This window comes from Staphylococcus lloydii (assembly GCF_015775975.1).
GTDB classification, from domain to species: Bacteria; Bacillota; Bacilli; order Staphylococcales; family Staphylococcaceae; genus Staphylococcus; species Staphylococcus lloydii.
Genome location: NZ_CP064056.1, coordinates 16,687 through 32,721, shown reverse-complemented (window position 1 = coordinate 32,721; position 16,035 = coordinate 16,687). Strand labels below are relative to the sequence as shown.

The window sequence follows — 16,035 nt, the reverse complement described above, 5'->3', positions numbered from 1 at the left end:
AATTTCTGGTACGTCTACTTCTTTTAATGCCATATCGCCATGTGTATATGGCTCGTTCTTCTTAATTTTGTTCTATGGCTAACAGTTGTCGTGATAAATCTTTAGTTTGTGCATAAACTTGGCGATAAATTTCAAAATACTTTGTATAACGTTGATGATTATCTTCGTTAGGCGTATATGTGGTACTGGTACTTATAAATTGCTTAACGCAATCTTCAAATGATTCGAACCAACCTAATCCTACTGCTGCTAAAATGGCCGCGCCCATGCTAGGGCCATCTTCATAATTTAATTTACTTACTTTGGTATTAAAGACGTCTGCTTGGAGTTGTAGCCAAAATTCACTTTTAGCGCCTCCACCAATAGAAATGATATGATCGATTGATTTACCTGCCTGACGCATAAAGACAATCGCTTCATATAGTGCATAGGTGATGCCTTCAATCGTTGCCCGTGCCATTTGATCAGACGTCGTAGAACCACTTAAACCGATAAAGCTACCACGAACTGTAGCATCGCCATGTGGTGTACGTTCGCCTTGTATATAAGGTGCGAAAATTAATCCATTAGCACCGATATTTGTTTTTGACGCCTCTTCAATCATGTCTTCAAATGATGTTTCTGGGAACACGGTTTCTTTGAACCAATTTAAACTGTATCCTGCACTAAGTGTCACGCCCATTGCGTATGCAGTGTGTGGTAAAGCATGTTTAAAATAATGGATATTGTGACCGTAATTTAATCCTTCATTATTTTCTGGTGCTAGAATGACGCCTGACGTACCGATACTACATAGTGTTTGGTCTTCATTAATGACACCTGCACCGAGTGCTCCACAAGCATTATCTGCGCCTCCTGCAAAGACGGCTATTTCTTCTGCTAAACCTAATTCGGTCAATAACGCATCAGAAACTACACCGACACGACAATGAGATGCTACAAGTGGTGGAAAGATATCACCGAGTTCAAGGTCGTTCGCGATATCTTTTGCCCATTCGTTTGTATCAGGATCTAATAATAACGTTCCTGCTGCATCGCTATATTCCATATGTAGCTCTCCGGTTAAACGGTATCTTACGTAGTCTTTAGGTAAGACAAATATATCTAACTTGTTCCAATTAGCGGGTTCATGTTGTTTCAGCCATAATAATTTTGGTAAAGTAAATCCTTCTAAAATAGGGTTTTTTAATAATGTATCACCGTAACGTTTTGCTAGTTGTTCACATTGTTCTGTTGTACGTGTGTCATTCCATAAAATGGCATTACGTATGAGATTGCGCGATTTATCGAGTGGTACAAGACCATGCATTTGTCCTGAAAATGATATGCCTGCTATTCTTTTATCCTTCATCGCTGAATCTTGCACAATTGCTATGATCGTTTTTTTAGTAGCTTCAAACCATGCCTCTGGATCTTGTTCATTATATCCCGGGAAATTTTGTATAAGTGCTAATGGTTCACTTACTGTAGCAATAACTACGCCTTGTTGATTAACGGCTATTGTTTTAATTGAACTTGTACCTAAATCGATACCTAATACGACGTTTTCCATTATATCCCTCTTATCTTAACGATTAATTTGATGTGTACATTCGTGATGTATATGAGAAGTTCTTCCTGTTTTTTCCATAATTGCTTGCTAAATTTTAATAAAGCACGTAATGATTGTTCCTATAAAGTAACATATTGCGAATACCCATAACTAATTATAGAACTATTACTAACAGTCTTTTGTGAAAATTTGGGTACTTTTATTTAACTAAAAAGCGAAGCATATGTGCTATGCTTCGCTCTTACTTAACTTATTCTTCTATGATTTTAGGGCTTTGGCTAACCGCTTCGACGTAATATGTTTTTGTTTTGTCTTGCCCTTTATGTTTCACTTTAATTTCCCAGTTACCTTCTAAAACTTGGACATTAGGTTCTTTTACGACCGTGTAATAGCCGAGTCTCACTTGAGTTACTTCATCTTTACGTTTCAAATAACGGTTATAGTATAATGCTTCGATGGCTGATCTTGCACTGATGACTTGTTTCTTTTCGTTATTTTCGCCTTTGGAAGGTTTGATAGATTCCATAGCTGTTTGTTTATATTTTGTTGCTTGTTTACTCTTGTTTAAATCAAACGTCAGCTGAGCTTTACTATTATTCATAATAGGGAAAGCATTATACGTTTGTTCAAGGGTAACTTTGTCATCTGTTACATTGCTCATCGCATAACTATCGCCTTTATACACGTTATTTTTAATATAATTTTTCAAGTGCGTGAAACTGTCTTTGTTGATACTGATATGGTGGTCTAAGTCGGACTTAGCGACATCACCATTTGACGCACTTTCTACGTCTTTTTTATTTTTCGCGTAGTTTGTGAAATCTTTTGTGCGCGCGGTTATAAGTTGCATTTTAACGCCTTTCGCACTTTGAAGATTGTGCGGTATAGCGATTTCTTCTTGTTTAAAATTAACTTTGTTGTCGCTATCACTTTCATTAATGTGGGATTTATTAACTTTATCGATATAAATTATGATTAAGCTAATATTTACTAGAATAAATACGAAGATAAATAATGTTTTTGCGCGTTTCCAGTTCATTTATTCTAGCCCCCCATCTTTAGAGTATGGATGCCATTTGCCGTTATATTCAACATACCATTGTGGTTTAAACTCACTATTATGTTGAATTTCGATGTCTTTATTATCTGGTTTATCGTTCATCGTATAACCGAGCGCGATATTCGTTACTTTTTCAAAATCAAGTTGTGGATTATTAGCTAAAGAAGCACGAACTTCTTCGGCACCTGGAAGTGAAATCTCACTATCGCCACCACTATCAATTGTAACGTTCGTTTTTAATAACGCTCTTGCATAACCGAATATACCTTTTTTACCCCAAGCTACTTTTATTTGGTTTAAATTATCTGTGTTAAACGTTGGACGTCCATTTAAGAATAATTGGTATGTTAATTCTCCAGTGTCGTTGTCGGTACTGAACAATCTAAAGTCATCAGTAAAACCACCATGACCATTTATATAATTAAATGTACTCGGTATCGTTTCTTTCATGTTTTTCGACTTGTCTTCATCTTCAGACAAGTTCGTGTAACGGTACTTTTCTGATTGATCATTATAGTTAGCTACACCCGTGTTGTTGTTGTAAGTTGTCGTGCCGCTGGTAGCGCTTCGTACGACGACAGAATCATTAAATAAAATAGAGTTCATCGCATCTACACTGATACGATTGTAAATCGTACGATACGTTTTTAATTTCTTAGGCTTTTCTGGCGCAAAGATATGCGTAGCTTTATCGATAGTGTCTTTATTCGTGATGATGTCTGAGTATGGTCGCATCGCCTTGTCACTCTCTGCTAGCGCCTGTATCATCTTAGAGCTTTTGGCCGTCGTTGTCATACGCACGACGTCGTGTCTATCTTTACTAATCGCATATAATTTTAATTTACCATTATGATCCTTATCAATCAGTAACCGGTTGAAATTAAAATGATTGGGTACTTTCGCGTTAATATTTAAGACTTGACCTAAATATGTTGCTAATGGCATTTGATACGTAAAATCAAGAACGACAAAGTTATTGCTTAAATCAGGAATAATTAAATTATGCTGACTGTGCATACGTTCAGAATGTGTTACTTTTTGGTCTTTCAACGGTTTAATCAAAGTTTTCACGTTATTTTTCGTTGCACCCATACCTTCCGTTTCATCTCCGTTGGAATGGATAATTTGGTATGGCGTAATCGCTTGTGACATGCCGCCTTTTAAAGTCTTACCAATCGTATTCGTATGCTTATCTTTACTATCGTGACTATTCACGTTAGCTAAATCTGGTGAAAAGTTCCATGTCATATATGTTAGTACGGCACTCATTAGGACAAGTAGCGACAGGATGATTGTTTTAAATAACTCTTTACTCCGCATCCCAATCACCATCTTCGATTACTTCACAAGGAAGTGTTATAAAGATTGACGTACCTTGGCCTTCAACACTGTTAGCCCATATACGACCATTATGTGCCTCGACAATTTCTTTTGAAATCGCAAGACCTAAACCTGTACCACCCATTTTACGTGTACGTGCTTTGTCTACACGATAGAAACGGTCAAAAATTTTATCTACTTTATTGATAGGAATACCGATACCATTATCTTTAATGCGAATCGTCATACGATTATAAAGTGCGTTTTGTTTCACGTGGAACTCGACGCGTTTATCACCACGAGAATATTTCATTGCGTTAGTAATAACGTTATCGAAAACTTGTGTCATCTTATCTGGATCGATTTCAGTAAAGATTGTTTCATTTGGAATTTCACGTACAAATGAAGTATCTTTTGCTGCCATCTCATGTCGATTAATAATCTTATTAATATACATGTTAAAGTCGACGATTTCTTTCGTAATTTGATCTGATTCGTTGTCCATTTTAGACAGTTGTAACAAGTCGTTAACGAGTCGAATCATACGTTCTGTTTCTTCTCTTGTTACGTTTAAGAATTGTGGTGCGAGATCATCATCTTTCCATGCACCTTCTTCTAACGCTTCGATATAACTGTTCATAGAAGTTAATGGTGTACGTAGTTCGTGAGAAACATTAGCTACGAATTCGCGACGTTCACGTTCAACTTGTTGTTGTTCGGTAACATCATGAAGAACGGCAATGTAACCTGTCACGAAACCAGTCTCTTGTACAATCGTACTGAAGTTCACTCGGGCAATAATACCCTCCGCTTCATTAATATCTAATAAGAAGCTATCGTTACTTTCTTGAATTTCGTCGAGTGAAAAGTCTTCTTCTAACCCTAAAACGTTCAACATAAAGTAACCTATAATATCTTCTTTAGTCGTACCTATCATTTTTAATGCCATGTCATTGACGATACGTATACGACCACGTCTATCAGTGGCAATAATACCATCACTCATGTGCGTAATAACGGAGTCCAGTCGCCGTTTTTCACTTTCGGTATTCGCCTGAGCTTCTTGTACTCGCTTAGATAAATTATTAAACGCTAAGGCGAGCTCGCCGATTTCGTCATTACCGTATATTTTCACACGTTGTGTATAGTTACCTTTGGACATCTCTACTGTTTGGTTACGCATATCTGTAATAGGTTTCGTAATTGTTCGCGCAATAAAGAAACCAAGAATAACCGTAATTAACAATGAAATACCTGTACCAATGATAAAGATTTGGTTAATACTATTTAATTGATTATAAACGTCGTTAATGTCTGCTTCTATGTAAATGACACCGATCGTGCCTTTAGACGTTTTTACCGGTAAATTGTACACCCACATACGTTGCTTACCATTTCCATAGTCTTTCAACATGGTATGGCTGTTTGCTTCACCGAGGGATAACGCTTTTTGAATAGAGTTGTCATTCACTTTTTGATTTATTAGACTACGGGTAGACTGCTTAGAAGTAGCCATAATGATTTGATCCTTATCAATGAACCGAATTTCTCCGATTTCTTGACGGTTGGCATACTCATTTAATAAGTTTTGGACTTCTTTCTGTGCATTGACAGAATCATCATCATCGTAGACTTTTTCTATATTAATTTCGATTTGTTTTGCATATTGTGAAATATTATTTTTAAATGTTTGTGTTAACTCTTTTTCTAGACTATTGGTAAAATACAAACCGATGATTTGCATACCGATAACGATTAACAATACATAGACAATAACAAGCTTCGTGTGTAAGGATTGAAAATGTTTCAGCCACTTCATTAATTATAGGCCTCTATTCGTGTTGTTGGAGGAAATATCCAACGCCACGACGTGTCACAATGTACTCTGGATGTGATGGATCGTCCTCAATTTTTTCACGTAAACGACGGATTGTTACGTCTACTGTACGTACGTCACCAAAATAGTCATAGCCCCAAACAGTTTGTAATAAATGTTCACGTGTCATTACTTGACCCATATGTTTTGATAAATAATGGAATAATTCAAATTCACGGTGTGTTAACTCGATGTCTTCACCGCGTTTTTTAATGGAATATGCATCTGGATAAATCGTAATATCCTTGATAGCAATTTCATTTGTTTCATCATTTACCTCTTGTGCAGGTTGTGAATAATGACGACGTAAGTTTGCTTTCACACGTGCAATTAATTCACGTGTACTAAATGGTTTCGTCACATAGTCATCTGCACCTAACTCTAAACCTAAAACTTTATCAATTTCAGAGTCTTTCGCAGTTAACATAATGATTGGCATTTCGAATTTTTTACGTACTTCACGACAAACTTCCATGCCATCACGACCTGGTAACATAATGTCTAATAGTACAATATCTGGTTCTTCATCATATATTAAGTCTACTGCATCATTACCATCGTAAGCGCAATATACTTCGTATCCTTCTTTTTTTAAGTTGAATTCTAGAATATCAGCAATTGGTTTTTCATCATCGACTACAACAACTTTTCTAGCCATATATATAGACCTCATTTCTCAATTGTGTAATTATTTTCTTTGTCTACACATTACTCTATTATATAATTTACCATTTATGACGTGCTAATTCTATTTATACAAACAAAAAAGTAAATTTATAGATTATATAATAATAGCATTACATGTTTCATTTCTAAACTATTTTGCAATTTATTGCAAATTCACCCTACATATTTATGCTCAATACTGTTATAAATATGCCTGATTATTAAAAAAGAGTATAAAAAAATGCCCATCCTATTGGATGGGCATATACGGTCTCGACGGGAATCGAACCCGCGATCTCCTGCGTGACAGGCAGGCGTGTTAACCGCTACACTACGAGACCAAAAAATGGTGACTCCTACGGGACTCGAACCCGTGTTACCGCCGTGAAAGGGCGGTGTCTTAACCGCTTGACCAAGGAGCCTGTCGTAAGCACAAAAATAATTATAGCAACTCTCATTAATGATGACAAGCTATTTTTTTAATTTTTTTCTTTAAATTTTTCATGATCATAAATCGTGTAACATAGTACAATTTTTTACTACTATTTAAACCTATAAAATGAAAAATAATGCATTACGACTTTGTCATAGTTTTTTTACCCATAAAATATTTAAGGCTAAAACACACTATGATGTTTCAGCCTAAGTAGATATATTAATTCGTACCTATATGTGTACCTAATTGCGTTTGAGTTACATATCCATCTTTAACGATAAAACGTATATTATTACCTTTTAATGAATAGTCGATTTGACTACTGCCATTTTTTAATTTTACAACTTTACCGTTACCGTAATGTTTAACTAAAGCTTTTTCAGAAACTGATTTTTTCGCTACCGGGAATGTTACTTGTATTGCTTTATGTTTTTCAAAAGTATTGATTTTTTGATCATATACCTTTTTTTCTTTTGCTAATTTTTGATATTTTTCGGCACTAGGTGTATCAGCATAAATGTGATAACCATTCATTGTGACGTTGTTTGCTTTTACTGCGTTAATGAAATTTTTATCTAAAATGAAATTACTGTGCTTACCTATTGTGCCTGTGTAATGATAGTAAGGTTTTGTTGCTGCGTGAATTTCATTGTGTAGTAATTGTGAACCTACTGTTGTACTAAAAAGTGTCGTTACTACTAATCCTGTCGCAATGCTAATTTTTGATAGTTTATTCATGGTTTTGTCTCCTTTATGTTAAGTCATTACCCCGTTATATTACGATGACTTTATATAAAGTTCAATTAATATTGTGCTAAATAACAAAAGATACATCTTGAGTAGTATAAGGCATACTTACCTAAAGCATGAGTGCTATAAATAATTCATATTTTTCAATAACTCCATCTATTTACGGATTGTTCATTAACATGGTCTCACTTAAAATATCCATATATTCATTTCTAGGAGGTCAGTTTGTGGAATTAAAACATTTAAACTTAACAGTCGAAGAAATAGCACCAACTCGTGATTTCTTGTTAGATTATTTTGATTTTGAGATGAAAACTGAACAAGGCAGCAATCCAGAAGTTTTAGTGAGTCCAGAAGGCTTTATTTTAACGTTAATGCAAGGAAAAGATGTAACGTATCCTAAAACTTTCCATATTGGTTTCCCTCAACCTGACACGTCAGATGTAGATCGCATCCATGAACGTATAAAAGCAGATGGTTTTAAAGTACCGTCACCTAAACAAACACCTCATGGCTATACGTTTTACGTTAAAACGCCTGGTAATTTTATGATTGAAGTATTATCACATTAAACGTAGGGTAGTCTCCCTACTGACAAACTTCTGACTCACCCTATGTCAGAGGTTTTTGTTGTTTAATGCTTAAATTTAACTATGAAATACAAATTAATAAAATTAAAATCTTTTTTGTTTTCAATGACATTTGATAAACTTATTGAATATTACATCTTAGGAGGCATTATCAATGGCAAGAGTCTTATTCATAAATACCGGTTCAGAAGGTCACATTAATCCCACTATAGCGTTAAGTAAGGCGCTAGTAGAACGAGGCGAAGAGGTCGTCTATTATATGGGTGACCAGTACGTAGATAAATTCAAAGATACCGGTGTCGAAATTCGTACAATACCCACAGATAAATTAGTTTCTGCTTTTACTTCTTTTGGGTTAACTCATTTGTTTCATGTTATTAATGGTTTATTAAAAACTGCAGATGTCATTATGCCTCAAATTTTAGAGGAAACTAAAGACGAGCATTACGATTACTTAATTTATGATTCAATGTTCAGTTGCGGCTATTTAATCGCCCAAAAATTCAATATCCCTACTGTTTCAGCAATTACTTCGTTTGCTAAAACTAAACCTATGTTTGATAGTTTTGCAGATTTCATGGCTTCAAATTTAGAACAAGACGAACTAGAATCTGCCAATCTTGTATTCAATACATTGAAAGAACATGTCGAACAAACGTACAACGTAAAAATTCCGTCACGTCACGAAGTGGTGAATAATCCTGGCGATTTTAATATTTCATTCGTCACGAAAGGTTTTCAACTCGATTATGATGCCTTCGACAGTACTAAATTTAACTTTGTAGGGCCTTCAGTATTACCGCCTAAACCTTCAGGTTTTATGGATAATGTAAATACAAACCGTCCGCTTATTTATGTATCTTTAGGCACTGTATTCAATCAAAACGTTGCCTTTTTCAACAAATGTTTCTCTGCGCTAGCCAATATTGATGCGACAGTTATTGTTTCAATTGGTAAAACAAATAACGCCGAAGATTTCGATACAATACCAGACAACGTTATTATTAAAGACTATGTACCTCAGGTTGAAGTGTTACAACATGCAGATCTTTTCTTAACACATGCGGGAATGAATAGCACAAACGAAGCTATTATGTTAAATGTACCGTTACTTGCATTTCCACAAAGTGCAGATCAGCCAGTGGTAGCTAACCAAATAGAAAATTTAAAAATCGGACAACAACTAGATGCAGATTCAATTACAGCCGAACAATTAGCAAACACTGTAAAAGACATGTTAGCTCATCGACAAACTTATCAACAAAACATTGAACAAGTAAAAAATGTACAAACTCATAAGCAACCAGGTTATGAACTAGGCGCACAAGCCATTTTAGACTTCTATAACAAACATTAACCAATAACATAATAAAACCCTGTAGATGCGTCGTTAAACGTCATTTACAGGGTTCTTTATGTTAATTAAAACTTATTTTTCCCAAAGTGGTTGAAGTAAGTTTGTTTGATTACGGTCTGGACCAACAGAGAAAATAGAAATGCGTACGTTACATAATTCAGAAATACGTTCTAAATAGTTACGTGCATTATCAGGTAATTCATCTAAAGTACGGCAGCTTGTAACGTCTTCAGTCCAACCTGGTAATTCTTCAAAAATTGGTTTACAACGTTGTAACTCATTTAAGTTAGCTGGGTATTCAGTGATTTCTTGGCCATCTAACTCATATGCTGTACAAATCTTAACTGTGTCTAAGCCAGTTAAGACATCGATTGAGTTAATTGAAAGGTCAGTAATACCACTTGCACGACGAGAGTGACGTAATACTACTGAGTCAAACCAACCTACACGACGAGGACGTCCTGTAGTCGTACCATATTCACGACCTACTTCACGGATGTGTTCACCATCAGCATCAAATAATTCTGTAGGGAATGGACCATCACCCACACGAGAAGTATAGGCTTTACATACACCAATTACTTTAGATACGAATGTTGGACCAACACCGCCACCAACAGTAACGTTACCAGCAACAGGGTTACTAGAAGTTACGAATGGATATGTACCATGATCGATGTCTAACATGACACCTTGTGCACCTTCAAATAAAACTTTTTCGTCAGCTACGAATGCATCGTCTAACACTTTAGCTGTATCAGTAACGTATGGTGCTAAACGCTGACCTGCTGCATAATATGCTTCAAAGATTTCATCAAATGATGGGCATTCTTTACCGAACATCCCTTTGAAATAAGCATCTTTATATTCAATATTTGCTTTCAAAAGTGCTTCAAACGTTTCTTTATTTAATAAATCTGCGACACGGATACCGATACGTTGTGCTTTATCTACATAAGCAGGACCGATACCTTTCTTAGTTGTGCCAATTTTGTTGTCTCCACGGCGCTCTTCTTCATACTCATCTTGTTTTAAATGATAAGGTAAAATAACTTGCGCACGGTTTGAAATACGTAAATTATCAGTAGAAACTCCTCTGTCATTTAGGCCATCTAATTCTTTTAATAATGCAACTGGATCCACTACAACACCATTACCGATAACTGCTAATTTGTCTTTATAAAAAATACCAGACGGTACTAAGTGTAATTTATAAGTTTCTCCATCGAACTTAATTGTGTGACCTGCGTTATTTCCACCTGAAAATCGTGCAATAACATCTGCTTGTTCTGCTAAGAAATCTGTAATTTTACCTTTACCTTCGTCTCCCCATTGTGTCCCAACGACTACGATTGATGACATATGAGCACCTCCAAGTTTTTCTCGTTTAACCATTAAGTATTCTACCAATAGAATGATCATAATGCAAACAAAAATCGAACATTAAAATTGGACACATTTTAAAATTTCGGTAAAGCCTAACACTCCAATTAATGAGCTAAAAGTGTTGATCTATCAACATTCAAAAGCAATAACTAAGAAAACTTCGATACATACTTCTATATCAAGCGTATCTCTGAATCCAATTAAAAACCGTACAATAAAACAAAATAACATTTTATTGTACGGAAAAATATTTTTATTTAATTATCCAAAATCTGCGTGGGCGTAATCTATATCTGTGAATTTATTGTATTGTTTCATGAAGTGTAATTTTACTGTGCCTGTCGGGCCGTTACGTTGTTTTGCAATGATTATTTCAATTTCGCCGTTCTCATCATTGGTTTGTGGTTCAAACCCTGCATCATCGTCGTCTTCATCTTCTTCACCACGATTATAATAGTCATCACGATATAAGAACGCAACAATATCAGCATCTTGCTCGATTGAACCAGACTCACGAATATCACTCATCATTGGTCGCTTATCTTGACGTTGTTCCACACCACGAGATAACTGACTTAATGCAATAACAGGACATTCTAGTTCTCTCGCAATCGCTTTTAATGTACGTGATATTTCAGATACTTCTTGTTGACGGTTATCTGAAAAACGTGACCCACTACCTTGAATAAGTTGTAGATAGTCAATAACAATCATATCCAAACCGTGTTCTTGTTTTAAACGACGACATTTAGAACGAATATCTGTAATTCGTATACCCGGAGTATCGTCAATAAATATTTTAGTACGTGATAACTTACCAACTGCAATCGTAAATCTATTCCAATCCTCTTCCGTCATTGTACCTGTACGCAGACGGTTAGAATCCACGTTACCTGAGCTACAAATCATACGCGTCGCTAGTTGGTCTGCACCCATCTCGAGGGAGAATATACCAACAGAAAAGTGATCTTCATGTGTTGCTACTTTTTGAGCAATATTAAGAGCGAAGGCAGTCTTACCAACAGAAGGACGTGCCGCTAAAATGATTAAATCATTACGGTTAAACCCTGCCGTCATTTGGTCTAAATCTCGATAACCTGTAGGTATACCTGGCGTTTGACCACTATTTTGATCAAGTAATTCTGCATTTTCATAAACGTCACCTAAGACGTCTCTAATATCTTTAAAGCCATCGCTTTCACGTGTAGAAGATAGTTCAAGAATACGACGTTCAGCATCGTTAAGTATTGTATCTAATTCAAGTTCATCATTATAACCATCGTTTGCAATACTATCAGCAGCTTGGATTAATTTACGTTTTAAGGCATGCTTAAACACAATATCCGTATAATACTGTACATTTCGAGTCGTCGGTACATTACTAGATAATTCTGCTAAGTATTGTGGTCCACCCGCTTCACTCAAGCGACCTTCTTGTGACAGTTGATCCATTATAGTGACAACATCGATTTCTTTATTATCTTCGTTGAGATTCATCATCGCACGGAAGATATGTTGATGTGCACCCCTATAAAATGACTCAGGAAGTAATACTTCCTGAGTTGAGTTGACTAATTCTGGATCAATGATAATGGCACCTAAGACAGATTGTTCAGCCTCATTACTATGGGGCATTTGATTTTGTTCATACATTCCATCCATGTCGATTACACCTCATATTTCAATCCATAATTATTGTTCAATTGTGTGTACACGAATCGTACCTTCGACTTCTTTATCTAATTTAACCGGTACATTTGTATAACCCAATGCATGGATACCACTTGGTAAATCCATTTTACGTTTATCAATTTTAATATCATGCTGTTCTTGTAAAGCTTGTGCAATTTGTTTCGTGCTTACTGAACCAAATAATTTGCCGCCTTCACCAGTTTTAGCTGAAACTTCTACTTCAAGGTCAGCTAATTTTGATTTAAGTTGTTTAGCTTCATCGATTTCTTTTTGACGTTCTGCTTTAGCTGCTTTTTCTTGTTGTTCTAATTGTTTCAGATTGCCTGGTGTCGCTTCAACAGCTAATTTATTTTTTAAAAGGTAGTTATTAGCGTAACCTACTGGTACGTCTTTGACTTCGCCTTTATTACCTTTACCTTTAACGTTTTGTGTGAATATTACTTTCATCAATTTTCACTCCTACTCATTTGTTCTGTTATTGCTTGTTGTAATTGTTCGATCGCTTCTTCGACCGTGACATCTTTAAGTTGTGTAGCCGCATTTGTTAAATGGCCACCGCCACCGAGTGCTTCCATTGTTAATTGTACGTTAACTGCTCCTAGAGAGCGGGCAGACATACCAACAAGTGAATCTTCTCTTCTAGCGACAACATATGATGCCTCTACACCATCTAAACTTAACAGCTCGTCTGCAGCTTGTGCAACTGTAACAGGATGATATATTTTGTCATCTGGACCGTGAGCGATGGCAACGCCATTATCTTGTAATTCTACCGTACGGATTAATTCTGTACGATTAATATACGTATCGATATCATCTTTCAAGAAGTGTTGCGTTAAAATTGTGTCGGCACCATGCGCACGTAAATAGCTTGCGGCATCAAACGTTCTTGAACCCGTACGTAAAGTAAAGTTACGTGTATCCACGATAATACCTGCGAACATTACAGTAGATTCTAAACGTGTTAAACGTTGTTCTGTTGGTTGATATTCTAGTAATTCTGTCACAAGTTCTGCCGTTGAACTAGCATATGGTTCCATATAAACAAGTAACGGACTAGAAATAAAGCTTTCACCACGTCTATGGTGGTCAATAACAACTTTTCTATTGGCTTTGTTTAAAATATCTTCATCTATAACCATCTCTGGCTTGTGCGTATCGACAATAACGACAGTCGTTCTTGATGTCATATTGTCCCATGCCTCTTCGGAAGTAATAAAACGTTCTTTTAATTCAGGTTTTTCATCGATAGAATCCATTACACGACGTAATGTCGGATCGATATCTGAATCATTTAACACGATATGTGCATCTAAGTTATTCATCATTGCAAAACGAGATACCCCGATTGCTGCACCAATTGCATCTAAATCAGGACGCTTATGTCCCATGATAATAACTTTATCGCCTTCCATAAGTATATCTTTCAGTGCATGTGAAATGACACGTGCTCTTACACGTGTACGTTTTTCCATTGGGTCAGTCTTACCACCGTAGAAACGTACGTTACCATTTTGGTTTTTAATTGCGACTTGGTCACCACCACGACCTAAAGCTAGATCTAGTCCAGATTGTGATAATTCACCAAGATCGATTAAACTATCAGAACCTTCACCTACACCTATACTTAATGTAAGTTGCGCTCTGTAACCGACACTTTTTTCTCTTAACTGACTTAAAATATCAAAGTTTGAATCTTCAATTTCATCTAATATATGTTGATTTAAATACGCGACGAATTGATCGGTACTATAACGCTTAAAGTAGATGTCATATTCAGATGCCCAACGGCTAATGACACGCGTAACCATTGAGTTAATTTCCGAACGTTGTGTATCGTTCATATTTTGTGTGATTTCGTCATAGTTATCTAAAAATAACGTTGCGATAATCGGTTTTGATTCGTTATATAATTCATTAATGCGAACTTCTTCAGTGATATCAAAGAAATATAAAATATGTTCTTTTTCAGAATACCTTACACGATATTGATAATTTTTATCTTCTATATCAATTTCTTCAGTTTTTTCTAATTGCTTCAATATATTAGGATAAACTTCATTTACTGGATCAGAGATTACATTGCGATCCAAACGCTCTGACATAAATTGGTTCATCCACTCAATATTTTCATTTTCATCAATAACTACCATACCAATTGGTAAATTTTTAATTGCTCGATTACTACCGGCTGATATGTGTCCGCTCAAATTATCAACGTAGTTGTCCATCTTTTGTAAAGCTTGCCTTACCATTAAAGCAGCAATAATAATTACGACTATCAAAACCGCAGCAGCGATACCAGCAATGAGTTGGTTGAAAATAAACCATACTGCGACTAAAACTACTGCCATAATTGCCATAATGATAAATGGTAAAACTAATGCTTTTTTAGTGGATTGACGGTTCATTTTGTCCACCTCACATTATTTTTTAATGATACGTTTTAAGTTAAATGCTAAATCAATAAACCCTAATAAAGCTACAAGATGTGTAAATGGCGTTAAAATTGTCCCGATAACCATTAACACGACTGTTAAAGCTGTTGGCATCCCTTTCGCTTTGCCAAAGAAATGTATTAAACTCAACCCTTGTAAATACATACATAATGATAACACAATTTCAAAATTCAATACGATACTTTGGAAAGTACCCGCTTTAGACGCAAACATAACACAGAGAAGCGTAATAACGTATAAAATAAGTAAAACTTTATTCATTTGCCATGCAAATAACGGTTTAAAAACTGGTGTTGCTACTTTAAATTTGCGTAATATTGGAAATGTAATAATTAGGTTAATTAAAATAAGTAGAAATATCGTTATAATAACGAAGCTAGGTAGTTGGACTGCAAATTGGCGAAAGCCTTCACCTATCGTATTTTCGTAGCCACTTTGCATACCACTCTGCTCAATTGTTTGTAACATTTGAGTTCTTAATGGTTTGAATAGCGTATCTACTGTCGGTATTTTATTAAACGCTTGTAAAATCATAAAAGCGACCAATGAGATGATACTGATAAATGTTGTAGTTACGTATAATATACGCTCTTTGGATGTACGTTCTTTTAATAATTGGCCTACTAAAAAACTAACAATTAATATTAAGACCATCGCACTTAATACAAATATATTACCTAACAAAGTGGTTAAAATTACTGTAATAACAGCGGCCAATCCAAATGATTCTTTAGATTTATGCCATAGTACAATGCCTGGTATTGTCGCAAACAAGCATAATACAAAACCAAGTGGCGGTAATATATGTAAGACTAAAGCAACGATGATGAGTGAGATAATACTCAAAATAGTAGCTTTAGGTTCAATTTTTGAAAACAAATTTTGCCACTC

13 protein-coding genes and 2 tRNA genes are annotated in these 16,035 nt (G+C 35.5%); 2 read left to right on the top strand and 13 right to left on the bottom strand.

The genetic code is table 11. The features are described 5' to 3' along the window. Positions 1–61 precede the first annotated feature (61 nt). The 8 genes from xylB to isaB all read right to left on the bottom strand — a co-directional run bounded on the left by xylB (position 62) and on the right by isaB (position 7,648). Complete coding sequence (gene xylB, locus ISP08_RS00140; RefSeq protein ID WP_195718917.1) at positions 62–1,552, bottom strand: xylulokinase; 1,491 nt, start codon at positions 1,550–1,552, stop codon at positions 62–64. Between the two features lie 250 nt (positions 1,553–1,802). Next, the gene (locus tag ISP08_RS00135) at positions 1,803–2,591 is read right to left on the bottom strand and encodes a two-component system regulatory protein YycI (protein ID WP_048792857.1); all 789 of its coding nucleotides are present in this window, start codon (positions 2,589–2,591) and stop codon (positions 1,803–1,805) included. Next, positions 2,592–3,932, bottom strand: a complete 1,341-nt coding sequence (locus tag ISP08_RS00130) for a YycH family regulatory protein (protein WP_195718916.1) — start codon at positions 3,930–3,932, stop codon at positions 2,592–2,594. Next, positions 3,922–5,751: a cell wall metabolism sensor histidine kinase WalK gene (walK, locus tag ISP08_RS00125; protein ID WP_048792855.1), complete on the bottom strand. Its 1,830-nt coding sequence runs from the start codon at positions 5,749–5,751 to the stop codon at positions 3,922–3,924. The genes ISP08_RS00130 and walK overlap by 11 nt, the downstream gene beginning before the upstream one ends. A 13-nt stretch (positions 5,752–5,764) precedes the next feature. Beyond that, a complete protein-coding gene (gene yycF, locus ISP08_RS00120) occupies positions 5,765–6,466 on the bottom strand; it encodes a response regulator YycF (RefSeq protein ID WP_048792854.1) in 702 nt (233 codons plus the stop codon). Between the two features lie 276 nt (positions 6,467–6,742). Beyond that, a tRNA-Asp gene (locus tag ISP08_RS00115) sits at positions 6,743–6,815 on the bottom strand. A gap of 6 nt (positions 6,816–6,821) precedes the next feature. Further along, positions 6,822–6,896, bottom strand: a tRNA-Glu gene (locus ISP08_RS00110). Between the two features lie 233 nt (positions 6,897–7,129). Continuing rightward, the gene (gene isaB / locus ISP08_RS00105) at positions 7,130–7,648 is read right to left on the bottom strand and encodes an immunodominant staphylococcal antigen IsaB family protein (protein ID WP_195718915.1); all 519 of its coding nucleotides are present in this window, start codon (positions 7,646–7,648) and stop codon (positions 7,130–7,132) included. A gap of 239 nt (positions 7,649–7,887) precedes the next feature. Here isaB and ISP08_RS00100 point away from each other — a divergent pair, with 239 nt between their 5' ends. Together ISP08_RS00100 and ISP08_RS00095 are read left to right on the top strand one after the other, a co-directional pair. Further along, positions 7,888–8,232 (top strand): VOC family protein, encoded by a 345-nt coding sequence (locus ISP08_RS00100; protein ID WP_195718914.1) that lies wholly within the window; start codon positions 7,888–7,890, stop codon positions 8,230–8,232. A gap of 172 nt (positions 8,233–8,404) precedes the next feature. Next, positions 8,405–9,607 (top strand): macrolide family glycosyltransferase, encoded by a 1,203-nt coding sequence (locus ISP08_RS00095; RefSeq protein WP_195718913.1) that lies wholly within the window; start codon positions 8,405–8,407, stop codon positions 9,605–9,607. 72 nt (positions 9,608–9,679) lie between these two features. Here the strand turns inward: ISP08_RS00095 and ISP08_RS00090 are convergent, their stop codons facing one another. The 5 genes from ISP08_RS00090 to ISP08_RS00070 form a co-directional block, all read right to left on the bottom strand. Next, complete coding sequence (locus ISP08_RS00090; protein WP_048794393.1) at positions 9,680–10,969, bottom strand: adenylosuccinate synthase; 1,290 nt, start codon at positions 10,967–10,969, stop codon at positions 9,680–9,682. Positions 10,970–11,254: 285 nt separating this feature from the next. Beyond that, positions 11,255–12,655 (bottom strand): replicative DNA helicase, encoded by a 1,401-nt coding sequence (gene dnaB, locus ISP08_RS00085; protein WP_048794392.1) that lies wholly within the window; start codon positions 12,653–12,655, stop codon positions 11,255–11,257. Positions 12,656–12,685: 30 nt separating this feature from the next. Next, on the bottom strand, positions 12,686–13,132 hold the full coding sequence (gene rplI / locus ISP08_RS00080) for a 50S ribosomal protein L9 (RefSeq protein ID WP_048794391.1): 447 nt from the start codon (positions 13,130–13,132) through the stop codon (positions 12,686–12,688). Next, the gene (locus ISP08_RS00075; protein ID WP_195718912.1) at positions 13,132–15,096 is read right to left on the bottom strand and encodes a DHH family phosphoesterase; all 1,965 of its coding nucleotides are present in this window, start codon (positions 15,094–15,096) and stop codon (positions 13,132–13,134) included. Before ISP08_RS00075 ends, rplI begins: the two co-directional genes overlap by 1 nt. 15 nt (positions 15,097–15,111) lie before the next feature. Then, positions 15,112–16,023: a DUF2232 domain-containing protein gene (locus ISP08_RS00070; protein ID WP_048794389.1), complete on the bottom strand. Its 912-nt coding sequence runs from the start codon at positions 16,021–16,023 to the stop codon at positions 15,112–15,114. Positions 16,024–16,035: the final 12 nt, after the last annotated feature.